Raw genomic sequence first — 20,653 nt, forward strand, 5'->3', positions numbered from 1 at the left:
CACAGCCACGTTTGGTGATGATGGCGAAGGGGAACCACGCGTTCCCATCCCGAACACGACCGTTAAGCCCTTCAGCGCCGATGGTACTTGGACCGCAGGGTCCTGGAAGAGTAGGACGTCGCCAAGCACGATGAACCCACGATCTGATGATTGTGGGTTTTTTGTTGCTGTAATTGGGGTTAAGGATGTTCGATAACATCCATGAAACCACGCCACTTCCACACCCGCTGCACCCCAGTCAACTCGCCCTGAAGCTGCAGGTCGCTCCAGATTCCCTCAACTAACCTGCGTTTTTACCCTAAGTGCGAAAATACAATTAGCATCGTCTACAAAGCAGAGCGATCCATCCTTAAGTGCAAAAATACAATTAACTCATCCTAAATTGGGAATTACTAGGAGAAAACGGTGCTGCTAAGTGTATTTTTGCAACTAGGAGAAGAGAATATAGCCGATTAGTTTGAAATAGTGGTATTTTTGCAGTTAGTGCGTGGATTGGAGGTGGGAAGAGGGGACGGGTGCACGTTTGGAGAAGAAGGATAGGGCGGGTGGCGAGGTTAACTAACTAGAGGAGTGGTTAGGCCCCTCGGTTGTTTATAGCTGAGGAAGGAGTTACGAAGTTTAGCCGGGCCATGAGCATCAAACGATGACCACCCCACCTACGTCCACAGCCAATAAACACGATATTTCATACATATTGGAACGATTTTGGCCAAAAGTCTCAAATAAGCTCGAAAAATCATATCTATTCGGGGGAAATCCGCTAAAAGGCCGAAATAAATGCGAAAAATCGTGTTTAGCCATAAAACAGCCTCCTCCAGCACCAACTATCCCAATACACCGCCTCTCACCAGCTTTCAGCATCAATAAATCTCTCCAACAAACTACTGCAACGCAACCCCTCCCCTCCCTCCCGCATCAACAAAAAACTGCACCTCACCGCCAGAGCAGCTTCAAATTCAAGTTCAAGTTCCCCATACCCCTTACCATCACAAAGACAGCAGCCTCGCACGCCTGCCACTGTACAGCAGCCACAACGACAATAGTACCTCTAATGCCTCCTGTAAACTGGAGAAGTAGGCCCTTAAGGACAAAAATACAGCTAGTTCGTTGGAATTTGGAAGGTTCTAGGATGATGTGGTGGATTTAAGTGTACATTTGTCGGTATCGACTCCATATTGAGCCAGATACGAGGATTTAGGTGTACTTTTGTCGGTATGCAGTCAATGCATGGGGTTGTAGATCATGAGGGCAGGCGGTTGGAGAGGCATATGCGAGAGAGGCGGTAGGAGAGGTGTGAAGACGTAAAATGTTTGTGTTGGTTAAGCTACACTCTGCCGAGAATGAAGTATCTCCTCAACTAGCGGGGGTTGTCTATCAATAAGGGTTAAACGCATTACAATCAGTGTTGACTGCATCGAGTGGGATCTGCTGCCTCAGATAGAGGAGGCAGCAGATCCCACCAGGCGCTGATGGGGCGCGGGGAGTATTAGCGGTGGTAGTAGAGCACTTCGTGATCTTCCAGCCGCAGCACTCCGTTGCGTTTGGCTTTGCGCAGCATCCGTAGGATTAGCAAGCGTGGCGCCAGCAGCCAGGCATGCCAGCAGATGAAGCTTAATAGTAGCGACTCCGGCACCCAGGGGTACAAGAGCGCGATGGTGCATATGCCCAGCCAGATGAGATGACGGTGCAATCTGCGAAACTGCGCCAGTTCGACCATTTGGGTCGGCAGATAGCCTGTCCAAGGCAGTCGAAACCGCCAGCCCCAGCGCCGGTCATCTCCTTCATCGACTCGGTACATCGTGAGCCGCAGAATCACCCATTGCATCAAGGCAATGGCAGGCAGACCTAGTGCCCAATGTATCGCACCCATTTGACCATAAAACGCGAACTGAAACCCGAGCAGCAAGAGTGCGATGATCCCGTAGCTAAGCATTGATTCCTGGTGTATCGGGATTTTACGGACTAGTTGGTAGTGGTAGATGGTCGCATTTTGATGGATTACCGATGCTCGTTGAATCATGACAAGTCATCCCCTATGATCGACTTCATCGATCGTAATATCCATTTCCCAATGATACTATCGGAAGAATGACGTCAGATGTTTATGCTGAACTGGGCACCAACCGCTTTCTCTATGCATACAATATAAAAAAAGATTTCCTAAAGGCTATGAAACAAGTATATTATAGTAGAGACTGAGGCATACTAGTAGGGAGAAAACGTATCATACGGTTAAAGGCGGGATGCACATGCATGAGGAGCATCGTCACACCTGTATCGTCTGTGGATTGGACAAAACGGAAGGTATCCATATCGTTACTCAGTTCATTTGCGATACCTGCGAACGGGAAATGGTTCGCACGGATGTAAAAGATGAAAAATACCCTTTTTATATTCATCAACTCAAACAGCTGTGGATACAAAATAATGTCTAATAGAGAGGAGCTCTTTTCAAAGAGTATCTTCTCTTTTTTTCAAATTCTAAGAATTTATATGTTTCACACACAGATCAGCTTAGAATTCTCCGGAATGAAACTAGCTACACCGCCAAAGGACGGCGTAAGCCGTTTCACCTTGAGGTCTACTAAATGAAAGTTAGGAATGAAATCATCCATGCCATTGTCCGATACATGGCGGGCCCCGCTCTATGAGGCGCTGCTGCGCCACCGGAGCGCCCGCCCACATAGTTTTCATGTCCCCGGTCATGCGCTGGGTCAAGCCTTGAAGGAGACACCGGCGGCTCCAGACTATGCAGCCATGCTGCAGCTCGATGTGACTGAGCTGTCCGACACGGACGATCTGCATCAGCCCGAGGGTGTCATTCTGGAAGCTCAGCATTTGGCAGCAGCTACTTTTGGAGCCGAAGAGACCTGCTTTCTTGTTGGGGGCAGTACCGCAGGCAATCTCGCACTGATTCTGGCCCACTGCCGCCCCGGGGATATACTCCTGGTTCAACGTAACGTCCATAAATCAGTCATTCACGGTTTGCAGCTGGCACAAGCTACTGCTGTCTTTCTCTCTCCTAGCTATGAAGAAGCTTCGGGCTTAGCCCTCATCCCATCCCTATCCGATCTCGCAACGGCACTGCAGCAGTATCCGCAAGCCAAGGCCGTGCTGCTCAGCAATCCGAATTATTATGGCTTCGGCGTAGGTCTGGAACCCTATGTCGAGCTCATTCACAGCTATGGGCTCCCCTTACTGGTAGATGAAGCGCATGGTGCCCATTACGGCTTGCATCCGGAGCTGCCGGGCAGTGCGCTTGCTGCAGGAGCAGATGGGGTGGTGCAGTCCACCCACAAAACGTTAACGGCGATGACGATGGGTGCCATGCTCCACATGCAGGGCAATCGTATAGACAGACCCGCTGTTCGACAAATGCTGCAGCTCGTGCAAAGCTCCAGTCCCTCGTATCCTATTATGGCATCGTTGGATATTGCCCGGGCAATGATTGACTCGGCAGGACCGATATTGTTCGAGCCCGCGCTTGCATGCGTGAGCAGTTTTCGAAAACGATTGGCGAATGAAACCCAGTTTGAAGCTGCCAACCTGCCTATAGTCCAAGGTCAAGAGGGGCTAGAAGCTTGTTATATAGATCCACTACGAGCTGCCGTCCAAGACCGCACCGGCACGTTGTCCGGGTATGCGATTCAGTCGAAACTGGAAGCGTACGGTTGCTGGGCAGAAATGGCGAATGAGGCCTATGTGGTGTTAATCTTTGGTCCTGGAACCCGAGATAAAGATGTGGAAACGCTGCTTGGGGCTTTTAAGAAGATAAGCGAGACGCTGGAACCAGGCAGGGACCGCCCTAATAAAAGTGGGTTGGGGACGCCTCTTGAAGTAACGAATGATCGTGAGGTCCACTCAGACAGGATCAGCGACCCTATACCGTTTGGTATTCACCTGGTCCGTGAGCAAGCTACGGAGATCATATCGCTTCAGGAGGCGGAAGGTCGCATCTCGGGAGAGATGATTACACCCTATCCCCCAGGAATTCCTCTCGTTTATGTGGGAGAACGGTTTACGCAAGCAACGATAACACGACTGCAGCGACTGGCAGCGCTCGGGGCCAAATGTCAGGGGGCTAGCGATTCTACTTTGACGACGGTTCGTGTATGGGTAAAAACTGTTTAGTCGCAGCCCTGCTTTTCATGGTACACTTAAAGGACAACTAAGGGTTCGATTGAGGAGACAATGCAAGTGAGACAAGGGACGTTTATTACAATCGAGGGCGGCGAAGGCGCTGGCAAAACAACACTGATTGAGGCCTTGCAAGAACATTGGGCGGCTGCAGGCCGGACAGTTCTGACCACGCGGGAGCCAGGAGGCATTCCAATTGCCGAACGCATTCGTCATGTGATTCTGGATCAGGCTCATACCGCGATGGATGCCCGAACAGAGGCGCTGCTCTACGCAGCAGCCCGTAGACAGCATCTGGTTGAGAAGGTAATTCCGGCGTTGGAACGCGGCGAAGTAGTCATTTGCGACCGGTTCATCGACAGCAGTCTGGCTTACCAGGGACACGCCCGCGGACTTGGCATGGACGAAGTAGGCGAGATCAACCGGTTTGCCGTAGAAGGTACCATGCCAGATTTGACGATCTACATGGATGTGCGGCCCGAGATTGGATTGCAGCGGATTAACAACGGGGACAGCCGGGAGATCAACCGACTGGACTTGGAGAGTATCGCTTTCCACAATCGGGTAAGAGAAGGGTACAGGATGCTGTTGGACCGCTACCCTGACCGAATGGTGGAGATTGATGCCGAACAGACACCAGATCAGGTCATGATACAAGTTATTGCACTTGTCGAGGAGCGTTTGGGAGGATTTTTGGCACCTCGTGTCAAATGATAAGAGTACTCATATCTTATCTATAACTAAGGATTCATTCGGGAGGGATTAGTGATGAAACTCGTCATTGCGATCGTACAGGATAAAGATAGCAACCGATTGTCGAATGCACTTGTCAAGGAGGGCTTCCGTGCGACCAAGCTCGCCAGTACAGGCGGCTTCCTCAAAGCGGGGAATACGACATTTATGATCGGGATCGAGGACGAGCGCGTCCATGACGTAATGACGGTCATCCGATCCAATTGTAAGATCCGGGACCAGATGGTATCCCCGGTTACACCGATGGGCGGAACTACGGATTCCTACATTCCGTTCCCGGTTGAGGTCCAGGTCGGTGGGGCCGCGGTGTTCGTCGTACCTGTCGAACGCTTCGAGCACTTCTAAATGGATGTGAAATGAGATGAAAATTAATCCAGGCTTCCGTCCACTCGGTCAAGACCGGGCCCGCGCCGATCTCGGCCCGCGCCCGGTCGAAGCCAAGAGCTTCGCCGATGTGATGGGCCAACAGGATCAACAGCGAACGCAGGAGCAACTGCAGCGCAGGCTGCAGGATATCCATCTCCAGGGGGAGCGGCTCGCGCGCTCGATGACGGTGCGCGAGCTGAAGCTCTATCGCCAGATGGTCAAGCAGTTTTTGGAAGATACGGTGCGACGCGGCATCGGCCTCAAGGATACAAAGGGCTGGGACCGCCGCGGACGCACAAAACGATATAAGCTATTGGAAGAGGTAGACGCGGCACTTGTTCTCATGGCCGAAGAACTGCTTGAGTCGGAGGACGGCCGAATTCAGCTGCTGCAGCGAATCGGCGAGATTCGCGGAATGCTGATCAACCTGTTCTTTTAGCTCAGCAACAGAGAGTAGGGAAAACCATGTCGTTTAAGACCATAGTCGGGCAGCCGAAGGCTGTGCGTCTGATGCAGCACGCATTGCAGCGTGGAGCGGTAGCGCACGCATACCTGTTCAGCGGACCTGTAGGGACAGGCCGCAAGCAAGCGGCGCTTGCCTTTGCCAAGGCCCTGTTCTGCGAGGCTGGGGGCGATGATGCTTGCGGGACCTGTCTAGCCTGCCGCAAGTTCGATAATGGCAACCAGCCCGATCTGTATCAGATCGGGCCTGATGGCGCTTCAATCAAGATCGATCAGATTCGGGAGTTGCAGCGGGAGCTGGCTTATCGCAATAGCGGCTCTCAGCGTAAGGTGTATATTGTCGAGCAAGCGGAGAAAATGACGATGCAGGCGGGCAATAGCCTGCTGAAGTTTCTGGAGGAGCCGCAATCTCCGATTGTCGCCCTCCTTATTACGGACAATGGACAAGCTGTGCTGCCCACGATCCGCTCACGTACACAGTACGTCCCCTTTCTGCCGATGTCCCCGCAAGCGATGCTCGAGGCTCTCCTTGGTGAAGGCCATCCAGCACTCTTATGCCGGGCTGCGGTGCACCTGGCTGCCGGTCTGCCGGCTTGCCGGGCCCTCATCCAGCAAGAGGGGTTTGCAGAAATCAGAAATGTAGTGATACAATTAGGCAAGGAGAGCACGACCCGGTTGGCCTCCGCGATGATTACCGCGCAGCAGCAGGTTTTCAAGACGGACCGGGCGGAGCATTCCGAGTTGTTGTTGTCACTGATGATTCTGTGGTTCAAGGATATGATACACTTTCAGGCCGGCAGGCAAGAGAGCATCGTTTTTATAGATCAGCTGGAATGGATCAGCAAGCACGCCTTTCAGCGTTCCCCCGCAGGCTGGGTCGCCTGTATGGAGCATGCGCTGGAGACGGGAAGGCGCCTGCGCGCTCACGTGGCGCCGCAGCTTGCATTTGAGCAGTTTTTAGTACACCTACAGGAGGTTTAATCCCTTGTATAATGTAGTCGGTGTTCGCTTCAAGAAAGCGGGCAAGATCTATTACTTTGATCCTGTCGAGCATCAGGTCGCCCAAGATCACCATGTGATCGTGGAGACGGCCAGGGGTATCGAGTACGGCAGAGTGGTGGTCGGACAGAAGCAGGTTGGCGAGTCGGATGTAGTCCTGCCCCTCAAGAAGGTCATTCGTATTGCCGGGGATGCCGATGCACGGGTTGTGGAAGAGAACAAGACAGCGGCGAAGAATGCTTTCGCCACCTGTATGGACAAGATAAGAGATCACAAGCTGAAGATGAAGCTGGTCGATGTAGAGTTTACCTTCGATCGCAACAAGATTATCTTCTACTTTACAGCTGAAGGTCGAGTGGATTTCCGTGAGCTGGTCAAGGATCTGGCAAGCGTCTTCCGTACCCGGATCGAGCTGCGTCAGATCGGGGTTCGTGACGAAGCCAAGATGCTGGGAGGTATCGGTCCGTGTGGACGATTGCTATGCTGCTCGACGTGGCTGGGCGATTTTGAACCGGTATCGATCAAGATGGCCAAGGATCAGAATCTTTCCCTCAATCCGACCAAGATTTCAGGTCTGTGCGGACGTCTGATGTGCTGTCTGAAATACGAGCATGACAATTATGAAAGTGCCCGGGAAGAGATGCCTGCCGTCGGCAAGCTGGTTGTCACTTCGCTGGGTGAAGGCAAAGTATCAGGGCTGAATGCGTCCAAGCGGACCGTGTACGTTCAGCTGTTCGATTCTGGCAAGTCGAAAGAACTGCCTTTCGATGAGGTCGTCGTCAAATAAATAGAATGATAGCGTGCTCTGGGGTGGGACCATGGGAAAAAGTGAGATTTTTAAACGAATGGATCAGCTGGAAACCCATGTAGGCGGACTCCATACGGAGCTGGGGGACATGAAGCAGACCATCAAGGCGCTGCTCGAAGAAAACCAACGGCTCAGTATGGAGAATCAGCGGCTGCGCAAAGTGCTGAAAGAAAAGACGGAGCATCCCCAGGCGGTGACGCAGGGGGCTCTGCTTACTGGCTCTGCCGCTGTCATGCAGGAGGAAGATCAGCCCCTGGCTGTTGATCCTGCAGCGTCCGCTGTGGGCGAGGGCTATGATAACCTGGCCCGGCTGTATCATGAAGGATTTCATATTTGCAATGTGTACTATGGTCATCTTCGTACGGAAGGCGACTGTCTGTTTTGTTTGTCGTTTCTTAGCAAGTAGAATAGCCTATCAGATAAGACCCCGTGCGGGTCTTTTCTTGAATTTAGGGCTGTTCTGCGTTTTACTCACGGCAGGAGGGTATGTACGTAAATGGAAGCAAGGATGAAGCCCGTATTATATGATAATGAACGGTATGACTATTTGGTAACCGATGAATTAGGAATTATTCAGAGTCGCGAGGTATTCAGCTTCTCGATGGATGCGGTGCTGCTGGCCCGGTTTGCCGGTGTTCCGAAGCATGGCCGAATCCTTGATCTGTGCAGTGGCAATGGAGTCATTCCTTTGCTGCTGACCACCCGTACCCAAGCTCAAATCGATGCCGTTGAATTGCAGCCTCGCCTGGCAGATATGGCCCGCCGCAGTGTGCAATCCAATGGGCTCGAAGAAAGGGTACATATAATAGAAGGAGATCTGCGGGAATATCACCAAACCGGTGGATATGGCACGTATGACGCTATCACAGTTAACCCGCCCTATATGCCGCCTACGTCAGGAGAGTCCAACAGGAACGAGCATTATGCGATTGCCAGACACGAAATTCACTGTACGCTGAAAGACGTAGCGGCAGCTTGTGCCAAATTGGTGCGGACGGGTGGAAGAGTATCGATGGTACACCGGCCATCGCGGCTAGTTGAAATTATTGAAGCGTTTCGTGAGGTGAGACTGGAACCCAAACGACTGCGGTTTGTGCATCCACATGCAGGCGGAGAAGCCAATATGGTACTCATTGAAGCGATGCGCGATGCCAAGCCAGAACTGAGGCTGTTGCCTCCATTAATTGTATATGATGAAAATCGGGAGTATGCGGACGAGCTGAAGGCCATCTACTACGGACAGCAGAGCGAACGGACCGAAGGAACTGGAGGTGGACAATGAACGTTCAACGAAGCTTTGGCGCGGGTACAACAGGGACCTTGTATTTGGTGGGGACGCCGATTGGCAACTTGGAGGATATGACCTTCCGTGCCGTTCGCGTGTTGCAGGAGGTAGATCTGATTGCTGCAGAGGACACACGACAGACCCGCAAGCTCTTGACGCATTATGAAATTCAAACGCGTCTGGTGAGCTACCATGAGCATAACAAGCAAGCCAGCGGCAGCGAATTGGTTCGATTGCTGTTGGACGGGCAGCATATTGCTCTGGTGAGTGATGCAGGATTGCCTGCGATATCTGATCCTGGTTCCGATCTCGTAGTCGCAGCAGCAGAAGCAGGGATTCCAGTTGTGCCCGTCCCAGGTGCAAATGCAGCTCTCTCGGCTCTGATCGTTTCTGCCCTGCCAACAGAGCGCTTCACCTTTGCCGGTTTCCCGCCTCGGGAGAAGAAGCGTCTGCAGCCCTGGCTGGAGGAGCTAGCCGTCCAAGAGGGGACGCTCCTCCTCTATGAGTCGCCTCACCGGCTGCAAAAGACGCTCCAAGCGATTGCTGTAGCCTGGGGCAACCGGCAAATGGCGATGGTCCGGGAGCTGACCAAGCGATATGAAGAGGTCGTTCGCGGCACGGTGCAGGAATGTCTGGAGCGGCTGGACGAGCATCCGCCGCAGGGCGAGTACGTGCTTGTCCTGGCGGGCGCCGAACATCAGCTGCCGGATGGGGCAGAATCGCCGCGTGCCGGAGATGTCACCTGGTGGTCCCCGCTCTCGCTGGAGGCGCATGTCCGCCATTATGAGGAGCTGACGGGCGACCGCAAGGAAGCGATGCGTCGCACCGCCCAAGACCGCGGCCTCCCCCGCCGCGAGGTATATAACACTCTAATGAAGAAACACGATGAAGAGGATCAATAATATTTGTCTTCAGGGCTAGAGTAAGGTCGAAACCGCAGGAGCGTAGCGTATGCTTCCGAGGTCGCTTTCTTGCAGAAAGCGTTTAGCGTTCGCCTTTGTTCATGAATGTCCCCCTATTAAGGGGTTATACAATCCAGAGATTCATGAACAACAGCGACCGGAGGTTTGATCTTACTCGACGCCCCCAAAGACTACGATTTTGTGCTCCTTCATCGCACAAAAAAAGACCTCCCCGGCCATTCGCCCAGGGAGGCATCAAGGAGTATGAAAAAGGTTAGAATTACCAAGTTAAGTGTGGTTCTATTATAACCGATTTTGCTTATTTTGTCACAGGTTCTGGCAACTCGGAGATGCATTCGTTGCAAACAATTTTGCCTTTGAAGTACGTGACGTTCTCAGCGTTTCCACAGAAGATACAAGCAGGCTCATATTTCTTGAGCATGATGCGCTCGCCGTCTACATAAATCTCGAGGGCGTCCTTCTCTCCGATACCCAGTGTGCGGCGCAGCTCGATTGGAATAACGACACGGCCGAGCTCGTCGACTTTACGTACAATACCAGTGGATTTCATCATAATCTATTGTTTCCCCTCTCAAGTTATATTCGTCAGTTTTCGACAAAATACTACGTTTTCTGTAATCTATAATACCAACCATTACCAGAATAGTCAACCTAAATTTTTGCGCCTAAAATGTGACTTCGTCGGCCTGGTAAGGGGAGTGGGACCCTAACAAGCATACTACAAGGCGCTTTGCTTGGAAACGACAACTCGACATCATTCGACAAACTACCGACATTCTGTGTCGAAATAATGAACGTTAATCGACAAAATCTACCGAGGTGATTGCGATGTCTAGGATAATGGACGAAGAGAAAGTCTTTAAAGATCCTGTTCATAAATACATTTATGTGCAGGATAAGCTAATCTGGGATCTGATTAATACCAAGGAATTCCAACGTCTTCGTCGGATCAGACAATTAGGCACATCATACCTTACCTTCCATGGAGCCGAGCATAGCCGTTTCTCACATTCCCTAGGCGTGTACGAGATTACTCGAAAAATCATTTCTCAATTTGAACGGAGTCACTATCCAGATTGGCCAAAGGAAGAAAAGCTTGTCTCACTCTGCGCCGCCTTGCTGCACGATCTGGGACATGGTCCATTTTCCCATTCCATTGAACAAGTATTTGAGACCGACCACGAGCAATGGACATGCCGCTTTTTGCTGGAAGATACCGAGGTAAACCGGGTGCTGCGCACCATTTCGGACGATTTTCCCGAACAAGTGGCCTCAGTCATCTGCAAAACGTACGCCAAACCCATTGTGGTCAGTTTAGTATCCAGTCAGATGGATGCCGACCGGATGGACTATCTGCTCCGGGATGCTTACTACACAGGCGTGAATTATGGCACCTTTGATCTTGACCGGATTCTCAGAGTGCTCCGGCCTTATCGCGGACGAATCGTGATCAAAGAAAGCGGAATGCATGCGGTGGAGGATTACCTGATGTCCCGATATCAGATGTACTGGCAGGTTTACTTCCATCCAGTGACACGGAGCTCGGAGATAATCCTTAGACAGATTTTTCGCAGAGCGAAAGAGCTTTATGTGGGTGGGTACCCATTCCAAACGATGATGAGGCCTTTCGAGAGCCTCCTACGAGGGACCCTGGAGATCGAGGATTATTTTCGGTTAGATGAAGCTATGGTACAGACGATCTTCATGGAGTGGGTTTCAGAGGAGGATACGATCTTGTCCGATCTGTGCCATCGTTTCCTACATCGCCGTTTATACAAATATATAACCGAGACAGAAGCAGATGAAGCTCGCTGGTCCACAATTCGAAAAGAATTAGAAGCTGCCGGGCTCCATCCGGACTATCATCTGGAGATTGATTTCCCTTACGATCTTTCCTATGATGTATACCGACCGGGGACAGGCGACGGGGAAGAAAGGCCACCCATTCTGATGCTTGATGGACAGGAGCAAATCGCAGAGATCTCGGCAAAATCCGACATCGTCACCTCCATCACCGGCCTTCATAAAGGCAAATATCACCTGTATTTTCCGGAGGAGCTGCTGCGCGAAAAAGCGCAGATGTTATCGAATGAAACGAGGGCGTTATTCGGACTTGATTAAAAAACTGTAATAATAGAAGAAAGGGGTTCAAAACAGACATGATTATTGACACACATACCCATTTGGATGCGCATGCATTTGACGAAGATCGGGAGGCAATCATCCGCCGGGCAAGAGAGGCAGGAGTCGATCGGATGATCAACATCGGCTTTAATCGGGAGACGATTCCAACCACAATCGAGCTGGCAGAAACCTATGATTTTATCTATGCTGCAGTCGGCTGGCACCCGGTGGACAGCATCCATATGAAGCCGGAGGATCTGGAGTGGATCGCTTCGCTCTGCACGCATGAGAAAGTTGTGGCCATCGGCGAAATCGGCCTGGATTATCACTGGGATACGTCGCCCAAGGACGTGCAACAGCGCGTGTTCCGCCAGCAAATCGGCCTCGCGCGCGAGGTCGGAAAGCCGATTGTCATCCATAATCGGGATGCACATGAGGATATCGTGAACATTCTGAAAGAGGAGCGGGCAGAGGAAGTCGGGGGCGTCATGCACTGCTTCTCCGGAAGCTGGGAAACCGCACGTCAATGTCTCGATTTGGGCTTCTATATTTCACTTGGCGGACCCGTCACATTCAAAAATGCAAGGGTGCCAAAAGAGGTGCTCAAGCATGTCCCACTGGACCGTCTTTTGATCGAAACAGACTGTCCTTATTTGGCCCCTCATCCGAACCGAGGGAAGCGGAACGAGCCCTCTTATGTACGTTATGTAGCAGAGGCTGCAGCGGAAATGAAAGGAAAATCTTTGGAAGAAATTTCAAGAATTACGACCGAGAACGCTGAGAAATGTTTTCGATTGCGTTGAAAAACGCCAAAATCGTTAGGATTTTGAACGAATCGTATGAAAAAACTCTCTTTCGACCGAAAAATCCCGGGATAAGACCCCGATTTTCCTAAAAATTCGTTAAAATCGTCTTTTAAGCGATCTTTACAATGAGGGTGCAAAGAAGGTATGATTCTTCTCAGAGCTTCACTATTGTATCCAATTTCCAGTTTCGCTTAATCTTCGACTATGAAGAACGGGGGAACCAAAATCACCAGTCCGCTCTCCCACTTGCGGCTGTCTGATTTTCTTCCTTGGGGTGAATTCGTGAAGAGCCGAATCGACGAACCCGGCTCCTTCTGATAGGGCATCTCTCATGTCCGAACCCGTCAGCTAACCTCGTCAGCGTCCAAGAGAGATCACTCGTGCAGAACCCATTTCGAAGATTAGAGTCATCTAAGATTTGAATATTGCGTAAAGCCCCGACATAGGGTGTTACATGGGGGTGGGGTATACGAGGATACTGGAAGTGCGTGCTTGCACGCTATTCTAAGATAGTCACGCCAAGTATCATGCGTAAGTTCACAGGCGGTGGCTATGAAGGAGGACCGAGGAAGTGGGCATGTTCCAAATCAAGGATACCCATGGTAAACGATCATCCAGCATGTCTTTCGCGTTGCGATGGAAGCATGAAAACCTGCGTTTGATTCTTCTGAGTGCGATCATTTCAATCGCTATGACTTTCATGTTGTTGGTGTTGCTGTACGGTACGGCTGAGAAGAACGTATCGGTAGTAGTGAATGGGCAGGAGCAGATCGTATCCACGAAACAGTGGACATTGGACCGCTTGCTGGCAGAGCAGTCGATCGAGATCGGGGCTTACGATCAGGTATCGTTGCCAACGAATGCATCGATCAAAGATGGAGACCGGGTCGTCATCGACCACGCGAGAGCGGTCACTATTCATGCAGACGGCAAGTCCAATACGTATTACACAACGGAAAAAACGGTAAAAGACGCGATGGCGGCAGTAGGCATTCCCGTCCGCGAACAAGATAGAGTTCACCCCGCGCTATCCTCGCCGATTGATTCGGATGTGACGGTGTCGGTGGTACGGGTAGACACGGAAGTCGAAACGACTCAGCACAAAATGCCTTTCAAAGTCGTCAAGAAGGAAGATCCAGAGCTCGCCGAAGGCAAGCAAAAGGTCATCCAGACGGGGGCAGATGGGTTGCTCGTGAAGCAGTTCAAAAAAGTATACGAAGACGGCCAGCTCATATCCGAGGAAATGGTATTGAAATCAATGGAAACCTCGGCCGTTGAACAAATCGTTGCGGTAGGCACCAAGAAGCCGGAGCCAAAAGTTAGTGTGCTCTCTTCGCCGACTCCACAAGCCGAACCGACGATTAGCAAGAACGACTATTCGTTCCAAGCGAAAAAGACGCTGAAGAATGTGACGCTAACTGCCTATACAGCACATGTGGCATCGACCGGCAAGAGCGAGGGCCATCCGGCTTACGGTATTACCGCTTCGGGTACCAAGGTCCAGGAAGGTCGGACGATCGCCGTGGATCCCAAGGTGATTCCGATTGGCTGGTGGGTGTATATCGAGGGTATCGGTTTGAGACGCGCTGAGGATACCGGCGGCGCAATCAAGGGCAACAAGATTGATGTGTATTATGAGAGTGAATCCTATGCCAAGAAATTTGGCCGCAAGAAGGGATATACCGTTCATGTGATCGGTCCTAACAAGCCCAAGGCCAGTTAATTATAAAGCAGTGCATCATAAAACGTGGATTTGATTTTATCATATCGCTTTTTAGCTGATAATATGCCATCATGAGAAGAGGTGACGCCTCTTCTTTTTGCATGTTTGTCCCCTGTTAGGGGAACTTAGATTTTTTTGAAAGGGATAGGCTTATGATTAAGGAAATTATTGTCGTCGAAGGCAAGGACGATACCGTAGCAATCAAGCGGGCCGTTGAGGCTGAAACGATTGAAACGGGTGGCTCTGCCATTGGCGAAGCGGTACTGAAGCGGGTGGAATTGGCCCAGGCCCGCCGCGGGGTCATTATCTTTACCGATCCCGACCATGCCGGCGAGCGGATACGCAAGATTGTTGCTGCCCGTGTGCCGGGCTGCAAGCATGCCTTCCTGCCGCAGGAGGATGCGCTCTATAAGGGAGACATCGGTGTGGAGAATGCGAAGCCGGAAGCGATCCGACGTGCGCTGAGCCAAGTCCGTACCGAAACGGCAGAAGGCGAGCCGGAAATTGAATGGGAGGATCTCATTCATGCGGGCTTGATTGTCCACCCGGAGGCTGCATCACGCAGGCTGATCATGGGCAACCTGCTAGGTATCGGGTATGCCAACGGCAAGCAATTCTACAAACGCTGCACCATGTTCAGGATCTCCAGAGCAGAGTTTGCCGAAGCGCTCTCGCAATTGGAGCGTATGCAGCCAGAGGGGGAGTGACAAGAATGGACAAGCAGCAGCGAAGTGATACAGCCGGGATTGGAACGCCCAGACGAACGCAGGAGATTATTAAGCGTTACGGCTTTTCGTTCAAGAAAAGCCTGGGGCAGAATTTCCTGATTGACCCCAATATCCTACGCAACATCGTAGACAGTGCGGGCCTGGACGAAACCAAAGGCGCCTTGGAGATTGGACCGGGGATCGGAGCGTTGACTCAGCAATTGGCTGAATCCGCAGGTAAAGTGACGGCCATTGAAATCGACAAACGCCTCATTCCTATCTTAAGAGATATATTGGCGGATACGCCGAATGTCGAGGTTATTCAAGGTGATGTGCTCGAGGTAGACCTTCCTGCGCTTCTAGCGCGTCAATTCGAGGGCTGCAGCGGCGTGAGCGTCGTCGCCAATCTGCCCTATTATGTGACGACACCGATTCTGATGAAACTCCTGGAGGAACGGCTGCCGCTGGAGAACATCGTTGTCATGATTCAGAAGGAAGTGGCTGAACGCATGGCAGCCAGTCCGGGAGGCAAGGTGTATGGCAGCCTCAGCGTAGCGGTACAGTACTATAGCGAGCCGGAGCTAGTCTGCACGGTGCCGCATACCGTATTCATCCCACAGCCCAATGTAGATTCTGCTGTTATCAAGTTGAAGCTGCGAAGTGAACCTCCGGTAGCGGTGAGCGATGAGTCGTTTTTCTTCCGTGTGGTGCAAGCGAGCTTTGCGCAGCGGCGCAAGACGCTGGCTAACAATCTGACGGCCTTTGTAGGCAAAGAGCACCGCGAGGCGTTGGTTGCTCTGCTGGAGGGTGTAGGCGTGGAACCTGGACGTCGGGGAGAGACCTTGTCGTTAACTGAATTCGCAGCCGTCAGTGAAGCGATCCTGGCTGCAAAATGGGTCGTATAGAAGCCGTACCGTTAAGGTGCGGTTTTTTTGTAATGACTGCTAATCGCGTTAGACGGATTGCTCACCAAACTTGCTGTTCGCCCATAGGATAGACGAAGAGGTGATTCTATCATGAAGTTAGGCGATCTGGTGGTCCGCAATTCGTATGGCGGCGATGTGCTGTTTCGGGTCGAGGATCTCCGCCAGACAACTGCCGTCCTCAAGGGAACGGATTATCGTCTGCTTGCGGACGCCCCAATAGGGGACCTGGCGGTCGTACCTCATCCAGAGACCGCACGTGCGACGCAGCAAGTGAGGGTCAAGGTGTCTGCGACGATGCAGCGCATGGTCCAGGAGCAGCTGCGCCAACAGCAGGTGCAGCGGGACAATGTAGTGCAGCAGCACGGCCTTCAACGGGACCAAGGTTATTTTGAGATGCCCGGGCGTGTATTGCATCTGGACGGTGACGGCAATTATATGAAAAAAAGCATGCAGCTGTACCAGCAAATGCGGGTACCGGCGCATGGTTTACATGCCAACGAGGCCCAGATGGCCGAGATTCTCCAACGTCTGCTTCCTCAAGTACGACCGGATATTGTCGTCATTACTGGGCATGACGGGGTATTAAAGCACCGGCCCAAGGAAGAGCTATATCATCTATCCAGCTACAAGAACTCTCAGAACTTCGTCAATGCCGTACGGGTGGCCCGAGATTATGAGAAGAGTCGTGATGGGCTGATTGTCGTCGCTGGTGCCTGCCAGTCGCATTTTGAAGCGCTGTTGCAGGCCGGGGCCAATTTTGCCAGTTCGCCAGGGCGTATTCTGATTCATGCGCTTGATCCCGTTTATATCGCCATCAAGTCGAGCTTCACGCCAATGCGGGAGACGATCAATCTGGCGGAGGTCATTCAGGGTACTATCAGCGGGGTAGACGGCGTGGGTGGTATTGAGACATTGGGTCGTCACCGTGTAGGGATGCCCAAGTCGAGTAAACCGCAATCAACAGCGTTGCTGTAAGCGGCAATTCTCCACAAATACACAAATCCCTCATTGACAAAAACTTTGCTTCACTGTTATAATATTTTGCCTTGTTTGACAAGCCTCCTCTTTTTGGTTATAATGTATAAGGAAAGAGGTGGTTGTGGACAATGGCTAAAAATTCGCTGTTGGAGATCAAACGTAGTTTGGAAGCCCATGTTGGCTCCAAGATTAGTCTTCGAGCAAACGGTGGTCGTCGAAAGACCATTGAACGTACCGGTGTTCTGGAAGAAATCTACCCCTCTGTTTTCATTGTTAAGCTGGACCAAGATCAACATGCGTTCAAGCGCGTCTCTTACAGCTATGCAGATATATTGACCGAATCGGTGGAAGTTACTGTTCGCAATGACGACGGTGAGGTTCGGATTAACCACATTCAATAGAACAAGGTTTCACCCTCAGTCCGGAGCTGCTCCGGGCTGATTTTTTTTGTACGGAATGACGAATGGAATAAATGGCGCTCACCTGCCCATACTAACAACGGGGTGACCCTACAGCGGATAGAGGAGGCGACCCGAACCATGAGCAGAAGAAGACGAAGTACGATGTCCGAGGGCCTCAAGAATGAGCTGGCCAAGGATCTGGGCTTCTATGATACGGTCCAGAAGGATGGCTGGGGCGGCATTACCGCCAAGGACGCAGGCAACATGGTCAAACGTGCGATCCAGCTCGCCGAGCAGGCGGCTGCCAAGAAGCCCTGATACGCATAACTGTATACGTGCGTTCAACAACCTCTATAAGTAGATTTTTAAAGCTAAGCTGGACTGTTCTCCGGAGGGAGATCGGAACAGCTTAGCTTTTCTTGTGCCCATTTGTTAATATAGTAAGAAAGAAGAAGATTTACATCTCCATTTGGCTTCTGCTATCCTATGAAGCTGTAAACGACGATGAGCGGGTGACAAGATGAAAGTATACGAGAAAGCGCCAGCCAAAATTAATCTCATGCTCGACGTCCTCCGCAAGCGGGAGGATGGGTTCCATGAGGTTGAGATGATTATGACCATGGTGGATCTGGCCGATCGGCTGGAGATGGAAGAGCTGTCCCGAAACACGATTGTAATCTCCAGTCAGGCGGGGTACATCCCTCTGGATGAGAAGAACCTGGCGTTCCAGGCTGCCAAGCTGATCAAAGAGAGGTACAAGGTAGACAAGGGCGTATACATCCATCTCGACAAGAAAATCCCGGTAGCGGCAGGCCTGGCCGGCGGCAGCAGCGATGCAGCGGCAGCGCTTCGAGGGCTCAATCGGCTCTGGGGGTTGGGCATTCCGCTGGACGAGCTAAGCCGGTTAGGAGCTGAACTGGGATCGGACGTGCCGTTCTGTGTGACTGGCGGTACAGCTATCGCCAGAGGCCGGGGAGAGCAGCTGGAGCAGATTGCTCGCCCGCCGCAATGTTGGGTCATTCTGGCCAAGCCCCCGATCAATGTATCGACGGCTGATGTGTATGGGCGGTTCCGCTTATCCCAGGTGGAGCAGCATCCTTCCACGGAGGGGATGGCGGCCGAGCTTGCTGCCGGTTCATTCACAGGCATGTGCCAACAGTTGGGTAATGTGTTAGAAAGCGTAACATTGAAGCTGCATCCTGAGGTAGAGCAACTGAAAGAGAGTATGCGCAAGCTTGGTGCAGATGGTGTGCTGATGTCAGGCAGCGGACCCACGGTTTTTGGTCTTGTTTCCAGGGAGTCCAAGGTGGCTAGAATCTATAATGGGCTGCGTGGCTTCTGTAAAGAGGTCTATGTGGTAAGAATGCTCACATGAAATTCACGTTCTCCTTGTAGAAACCCGTATAAAAATGTTATATTACCTATATAACATTCGGATTTTAGCGGGGGGAGACATCGTGAAAAAGTTGAAACGGAGTGCCAGGTTGGTTGAGATGACGCAGTATCTGTTGTCGCGCCCCCATACGCTCATATCGCTTACTGCATTTGCCGACCGCTATCAGTCTGCCAAATCATCGATAAGCGAAGATTTAGCTATTATTAAAGAGGTATTCGAAGAAGACGGACTCGGTCAGTTGAGCACGCTCGCCGGTGCGGCGGGCGGTGTCAAATATATGCCTATGATGAGCAAGAACGTATCGCTGGCCATTATAAAAAATATTTGCCGGGAACTGGAGCAGCCGGAGCGGGTGCTTCCGGGCGGCTACCTCTACATGACGGATATGCTGGGACAGCCCAACCTCATGAACGAGGTGGGCCGGATGTTCGCTACGGCTTTTGCCCATCGGGATCTGGATGTCATTATGACAGTGGAGACCAAGGGCATTCCCTTGGCGTATGCCACGGCTACTTTTCTGAACCTGCCGGTTGTTATCGTTCGTCGGGACAACAAGGTGACCGAAGGCTCAGCAGTGAGTATCAACTATGTATCTGGCTCCAACAAGCGCATCCAGACGATGTCGCTGGCACGGCGGGCGCTCAAGGAGCAATCCCGTGTGCTTATTATCGATGACTTCATGAAAGCAGGCGGAACCGTGCAGGGCATGATGGACTTGCTGTATGAGTTCAATGCGACGGTTGCTGGCGTGGGCGTCTTCGTCGAATCCGGAGAAGTGGACCGTGACGAACGATTGCTTGAAGATTATGTATCCCTGGCCAAGCTAACGGCTGTCGATCTGAAGACGAAGCAGACCAGCGTAGCTCCAGGTAATTACTTCACCAAATCCGAGGAGGTTTCATCATGACAAAGAAAGCGATCCCTACCCCGATTGCAACGGATCAGGCGCCAGCCGCTATCGGTCCGTATGCGCAAGCGGTGAAGCTGGGCAATCTGCTATTCACCTCTGGCCAGATTCCATTGGGACTGGATGGAGAGGTCGTGGCCGGCGGTGTAGAGGAGCAGACCCATCAGGTGTTCGCCAACCTCAAAGCGGTACTGGCCGAAGCGGGTGCCGAGTTTTCCGACGTGGTGAAGGCAACCGTGTTCATTAAGGACATGGGACAGTTTGCAGCGATCAATGCAATCTATGCCAGCTATTTTGGCGACCACAAACCAGCTCGTTCCACCGTAGAAGTGGCGCGGTTGCCCAAGGATGTGCTTGTCGAAATTGAGTTGATCGTATCGATCAATGTCGAATAAACTCGAAAGTTCCTCAAATGGAAAAAATGTTGTGAAATAGGGGATTATTTTCCCAAATAAAAGAAGGATTTTGCACTGGCGTGTGGAATATTACACCAAGTCTTCTAACAGGCAAAGGTGGTGAACACAAGTGCAGATTACCGATGTTAGACTCCGCCGCGTTAATTCCGAAGGGAGAATGAAGGCCATCGCTTCGATCACCATTGACAATGAATTTGTTGTTCATGACATTCGCGTCATTGACGGCAACAATGGCATGTTCGTAGCAATGCCTAGCAAGCGAACACCGGATGGTGAGTTCCGCGATATTGCCCATCCCATCTCTTCAACCACCCGGGAGAAGATTCAGGCAGCCGTCCTTGCTGAGTATGAGCGAGCGGCTACAGAAGAAGAAGTTGCGATCGAAGAAGGTGCATAATGGGTTAGGGGTTACGAGGGAGAGCCTGATATGGGCTCTCTTTTCTTTTGTTGCGGAATACGATATATTGATACTTAACTTTATTCATAGATTTCAAGATCAAGATTATATAATCAGGTTATTGATAAAGAGAGCCTAC

At 51.5% G+C, this 20,653-nt stretch carries 24 protein-coding genes, 1 rRNA gene and 1 riboswitch; of the genes, 23 read left to right on the forward strand and 2 right to left on the reverse strand.

Annotated features, from left to right (window positions below; all coding sequences use genetic code 11):
- Positions 1-10 precede the first annotated feature (10 nt).
- Positions 11-127, forward strand: a 5S ribosomal RNA gene (gene rrf / locus F556_RS0130455).
- A gap of 1,359 nt (positions 128-1,486) precedes the next feature.
- Here rrf and F556_RS0130465 read toward each other — a convergent pair.
- Positions 1,487-2,020 (reverse strand): hypothetical protein, encoded by a 534-nt coding sequence (locus F556_RS0130465; protein ID WP_020620801.1) that lies wholly within the window; start codon positions 2,018-2,020, stop codon positions 1,487-1,489.
- A gap of 229 nt (positions 2,021-2,249) precedes the next feature.
- Here F556_RS0130465 and F556_RS0130470 point away from each other — a divergent pair, with 229 nt between their 5' ends.
- The 10 genes from F556_RS0130470 to rsmI all read left to right on the forward strand — a co-directional run bounded on the left by F556_RS0130470 (position 2,250) and on the right by rsmI (position 9,712).
- A complete protein-coding gene (locus F556_RS0130470; protein WP_020620802.1) occupies positions 2,250-2,435 on the forward strand; it encodes a sigma factor G inhibitor Gin in 186 nt (61 codons plus the stop codon).
- Between the two features lie 166 nt (positions 2,436-2,601).
- Entirely contained in the window at positions 2,602-4,131 is a 1,530-nt protein-coding gene (locus F556_RS0130475; RefSeq protein WP_211222656.1) for an aminotransferase class I/II-fold pyridoxal phosphate-dependent enzyme, read from the forward strand.
- A gap of 66 nt (positions 4,132-4,197) precedes the next feature.
- On the forward strand, positions 4,198-4,851 hold the full coding sequence (gene tmk, locus F556_RS0130480) for a dTMP kinase (protein ID WP_020620804.1): 654 nt from the start codon (positions 4,198-4,200) through the stop codon (positions 4,849-4,851).
- A gap of 54 nt (positions 4,852-4,905) precedes the next feature.
- On the forward strand, positions 4,906-5,235 hold the full coding sequence (locus F556_RS0130485; RefSeq protein ID WP_020620805.1) for a cyclic-di-AMP receptor: 330 nt from the start codon (positions 4,906-4,908) through the stop codon (positions 5,233-5,235).
- 16 nt (positions 5,236-5,251) lie between these two features.
- Positions 5,252-5,695 (forward strand): YaaR family protein, encoded by a 444-nt coding sequence (locus F556_RS0130490; RefSeq protein WP_020620806.1) that lies wholly within the window; start codon positions 5,252-5,254, stop codon positions 5,693-5,695.
- A 26-nt stretch (positions 5,696-5,721) separates the two neighbouring features.
- Positions 5,722-6,699 (forward strand): DNA polymerase III subunit delta', encoded by a 978-nt coding sequence (gene holB / locus F556_RS0130495; protein WP_020620807.1) that lies wholly within the window; start codon positions 5,722-5,724, stop codon positions 6,697-6,699.
- Positions 6,700-6,703: 4 nt separating this feature from the next.
- Complete coding sequence (locus F556_RS0130500; RefSeq protein WP_020620808.1) at positions 6,704-7,504, forward strand: PSP1 domain-containing protein; 801 nt, start codon at positions 6,704-6,706, stop codon at positions 7,502-7,504.
- Between the two features lie 31 nt (positions 7,505-7,535).
- On the forward strand, positions 7,536-7,931 hold the full coding sequence (locus F556_RS0130505) for an initiation-control protein YabA (protein WP_020620809.1): 396 nt from the start codon (positions 7,536-7,538) through the stop codon (positions 7,929-7,931).
- A gap of 90 nt (positions 7,932-8,021) precedes the next feature.
- Positions 8,022-8,807, forward strand: a complete 786-nt coding sequence (locus F556_RS0130510; RefSeq protein WP_020620810.1) for a tRNA1(Val) (adenine(37)-N6)-methyltransferase — start codon at positions 8,022-8,024, stop codon at positions 8,805-8,807.
- Positions 8,804-9,712, forward strand: coding sequence for a 16S rRNA (cytidine(1402)-2'-O)-methyltransferase (gene rsmI, locus F556_RS0130515; RefSeq protein WP_020620811.1), 909 nt, complete (start codon positions 8,804-8,806; stop codon positions 9,710-9,712). Before F556_RS0130510 ends, rsmI begins: the two co-directional genes overlap by 4 nt.
- 319 nt (positions 9,713-10,031) lie before the next feature.
- On the opposite strand, the gene F556_RS0130520 is transcribed toward rsmI, so the two are convergent.
- Positions 10,032-10,286: an AbrB/MazE/SpoVT family DNA-binding domain-containing protein gene (locus F556_RS0130520; protein ID WP_020620812.1), complete on the reverse strand. Its 255-nt coding sequence runs from the start codon at positions 10,284-10,286 to the stop codon at positions 10,032-10,034.
- 275 nt (positions 10,287-10,561) lie between these two features.
- Here F556_RS0130520 and F556_RS0130525 point away from each other — a divergent pair, with 275 nt between their 5' ends.
- The 12 genes from F556_RS0130525 (at position 10,562) to spoVG (ending at position 20,514) form a co-directional block, all read left to right on the forward strand.
- On the forward strand, positions 10,562-11,854 hold the full coding sequence (locus F556_RS0130525; RefSeq protein ID WP_040718947.1) for an HD domain-containing protein: 1,293 nt from the start codon (positions 10,562-10,564) through the stop codon (positions 11,852-11,854).
- Positions 11,855-11,892: 38 nt separating this feature from the next.
- Entirely contained in the window at positions 11,893-12,660 is a 768-nt protein-coding gene (locus F556_RS0130530; RefSeq protein ID WP_020620814.1) for a TatD family hydrolase, read from the forward strand.
- Between the two features lie 181 nt (positions 12,661-12,841).
- Positions 12,842-13,041: riboswitch (cyclic di-AMP (ydaO/yuaA leader) on the forward strand.
- A gap of 193 nt (positions 13,042-13,234) precedes the next feature.
- Complete coding sequence (locus F556_RS0130535) at positions 13,235-14,386, forward strand: resuscitation-promoting factor (RefSeq protein ID WP_020620815.1); 1,152 nt, start codon at positions 13,235-13,237, stop codon at positions 14,384-14,386.
- Positions 14,387-14,538: 152 nt separating this feature from the next.
- Positions 14,539-15,093 (forward strand): ribonuclease M5, encoded by a 555-nt coding sequence (gene rnmV / locus F556_RS0130540; RefSeq protein WP_020620816.1) that lies wholly within the window; start codon positions 14,539-14,541, stop codon positions 15,091-15,093.
- A 5-nt stretch (positions 15,094-15,098) separates the two neighbouring features.
- Positions 15,099-15,998, forward strand: a complete 900-nt coding sequence (gene rsmA / locus F556_RS0130545; RefSeq protein ID WP_020620817.1) for a 16S rRNA (adenine(1518)-N(6)/adenine(1519)-N(6))-dimethyltransferase RsmA — start codon at positions 15,099-15,101, stop codon at positions 15,996-15,998.
- 111 nt (positions 15,999-16,109) lie between these two features.
- Positions 16,110-16,994, forward strand: a complete 885-nt coding sequence (gene yabG, locus F556_RS0130550) for a sporulation peptidase YabG (RefSeq protein ID WP_020620818.1) — start codon at positions 16,110-16,112, stop codon at positions 16,992-16,994.
- A gap of 131 nt (positions 16,995-17,125) precedes the next feature.
- Positions 17,126-17,398, forward strand: coding sequence for a biofilm formation stimulator Veg (veg, locus tag F556_RS0130555; protein ID WP_020620819.1), 273 nt, complete (start codon positions 17,126-17,128; stop codon positions 17,396-17,398).
- Between the two features lie 138 nt (positions 17,399-17,536).
- A complete protein-coding gene (locus F556_RS0130560; protein ID WP_020620820.1) occupies positions 17,537-17,716 on the forward strand; it encodes a small, acid-soluble spore protein, alpha/beta type in 180 nt (59 codons plus the stop codon).
- Between the two features lie 202 nt (positions 17,717-17,918).
- Entirely contained in the window at positions 17,919-18,773 is an 855-nt protein-coding gene (gene ispE / locus F556_RS0130565; RefSeq protein WP_020620821.1) for a 4-(cytidine 5'-diphospho)-2-C-methyl-D-erythritol kinase, read from the forward strand.
- Between the two features lie 82 nt (positions 18,774-18,855).
- Positions 18,856-19,701 (forward strand): pur operon repressor, encoded by an 846-nt coding sequence (gene purR / locus F556_RS0130570; protein ID WP_020620822.1) that lies wholly within the window; start codon positions 18,856-18,858, stop codon positions 19,699-19,701.
- Complete coding sequence (locus F556_RS0130575; protein ID WP_020620823.1) at positions 19,698-20,096, forward strand: RidA family protein; 399 nt, start codon at positions 19,698-19,700, stop codon at positions 20,094-20,096. Before purR ends, F556_RS0130575 begins: the two co-directional genes overlap by 4 nt.
- Positions 20,097-20,226: 130 nt before the next feature.
- Positions 20,227-20,514, forward strand: coding sequence for a septation regulator SpoVG (gene spoVG / locus F556_RS0130580; RefSeq protein WP_020620824.1), 288 nt, complete (start codon positions 20,227-20,229; stop codon positions 20,512-20,514).
- The last annotated feature ends 139 nt before the right edge of the window (positions 20,515-20,653 follow it).

Origin of the sequence: Paenibacillus daejeonensis DSM 15491 (genome assembly GCF_000378385.1) — a bacterium.
Classification (GTDB): Bacteria; Bacillota; Bacilli; order Paenibacillales; family Paenibacillaceae; genus Paenibacillus_D; species Paenibacillus_D daejeonensis.

Excerpts from the sequence above, each read along its gene's own strand:
- F556_RS0130470 (WP_020620802.1), top strand. The coding sequence starts at position 2,250 with ATGCATGAGGAGCATCGTCACACCTGTATCGTCTGTGGATTGGACAAA.
- F556_RS0130520 (WP_020620812.1), bottom strand. The coding sequence starts at position 10,286 with ATGATGAAATCCACTGGTATTGTACGTAAAGTCGACGAGCTCGGCCGT.
- rsmA (WP_020620817.1), top strand. The coding sequence starts at position 15,099 with ATGGACAAGCAGCAGCGAAGTGATACAGCCGGGATTGGAACGCCCAGA.
- F556_RS0130530 (WP_020620814.1), top strand. The coding sequence starts at position 11,893 with ATGATTATTGACACACATACCCATTTGGATGCGCATGCATTTGACGAA.
- ispE (WP_020620821.1), top strand. The coding sequence starts at position 17,919 with ATGAAAGTATACGAGAAAGCGCCAGCCAAAATTAATCTCATGCTCGAC.
- F556_RS0130510 (WP_020620810.1), top strand. The coding sequence starts at position 8,022 with ATGGAAGCAAGGATGAAGCCCGTATTATATGATAATGAACGGTATGAC.
- F556_RS0130505 (WP_020620809.1), top strand. The coding sequence starts at position 7,536 with ATGGGAAAAAGTGAGATTTTTAAACGAATGGATCAGCTGGAAACCCAT.
- F556_RS0130490 (WP_020620806.1), top strand. The coding sequence starts at position 5,252 with ATGAAAATTAATCCAGGCTTCCGTCCACTCGGTCAAGACCGGGCCCGC.
- F556_RS0130575 (WP_020620823.1), top strand. The coding sequence starts at position 19,698 with ATGACAAAGAAAGCGATCCCTACCCCGATTGCAACGGATCAGGCGCCA.
- F556_RS0130485 (WP_020620805.1), top strand. The coding sequence starts at position 4,906 with ATGAAACTCGTCATTGCGATCGTACAGGATAAAGATAGCAACCGATTG.
- holB (WP_020620807.1), top strand. The coding sequence starts at position 5,722 with ATGTCGTTTAAGACCATAGTCGGGCAGCCGAAGGCTGTGCGTCTGATG.
- F556_RS0130525 (WP_040718947.1), top strand. The coding sequence starts at position 10,562 with ATGTCTAGGATAATGGACGAAGAGAAAGTCTTTAAAGATCCTGTTCAT.
- F556_RS0130465 (WP_020620801.1), bottom strand. The coding sequence starts at position 2,020 with ATGATTCAACGAGCATCGGTAATCCATCAAAATGCGACCATCTACCAC.
- rnmV (WP_020620816.1), top strand. The coding sequence starts at position 14,539 with ATGATTAAGGAAATTATTGTCGTCGAAGGCAAGGACGATACCGTAGCA.
- rsmI (WP_020620811.1), top strand. The coding sequence starts at position 8,804 with ATGAACGTTCAACGAAGCTTTGGCGCGGGTACAACAGGGACCTTGTAT.
- veg (WP_020620819.1), top strand. The coding sequence starts at position 17,126 with ATGGCTAAAAATTCGCTGTTGGAGATCAAACGTAGTTTGGAAGCCCAT.
- F556_RS0130475 (WP_211222656.1), top strand. The coding sequence starts at position 2,602 with ATGAAATCATCCATGCCATTGTCCGATACATGGCGGGCCCCGCTCTAT.
- yabG (WP_020620818.1), top strand. The coding sequence starts at position 16,110 with ATGAAGTTAGGCGATCTGGTGGTCCGCAATTCGTATGGCGGCGATGTG.
- F556_RS0130560 (WP_020620820.1), top strand. The coding sequence starts at position 17,537 with ATGAGCAGAAGAAGACGAAGTACGATGTCCGAGGGCCTCAAGAATGAG.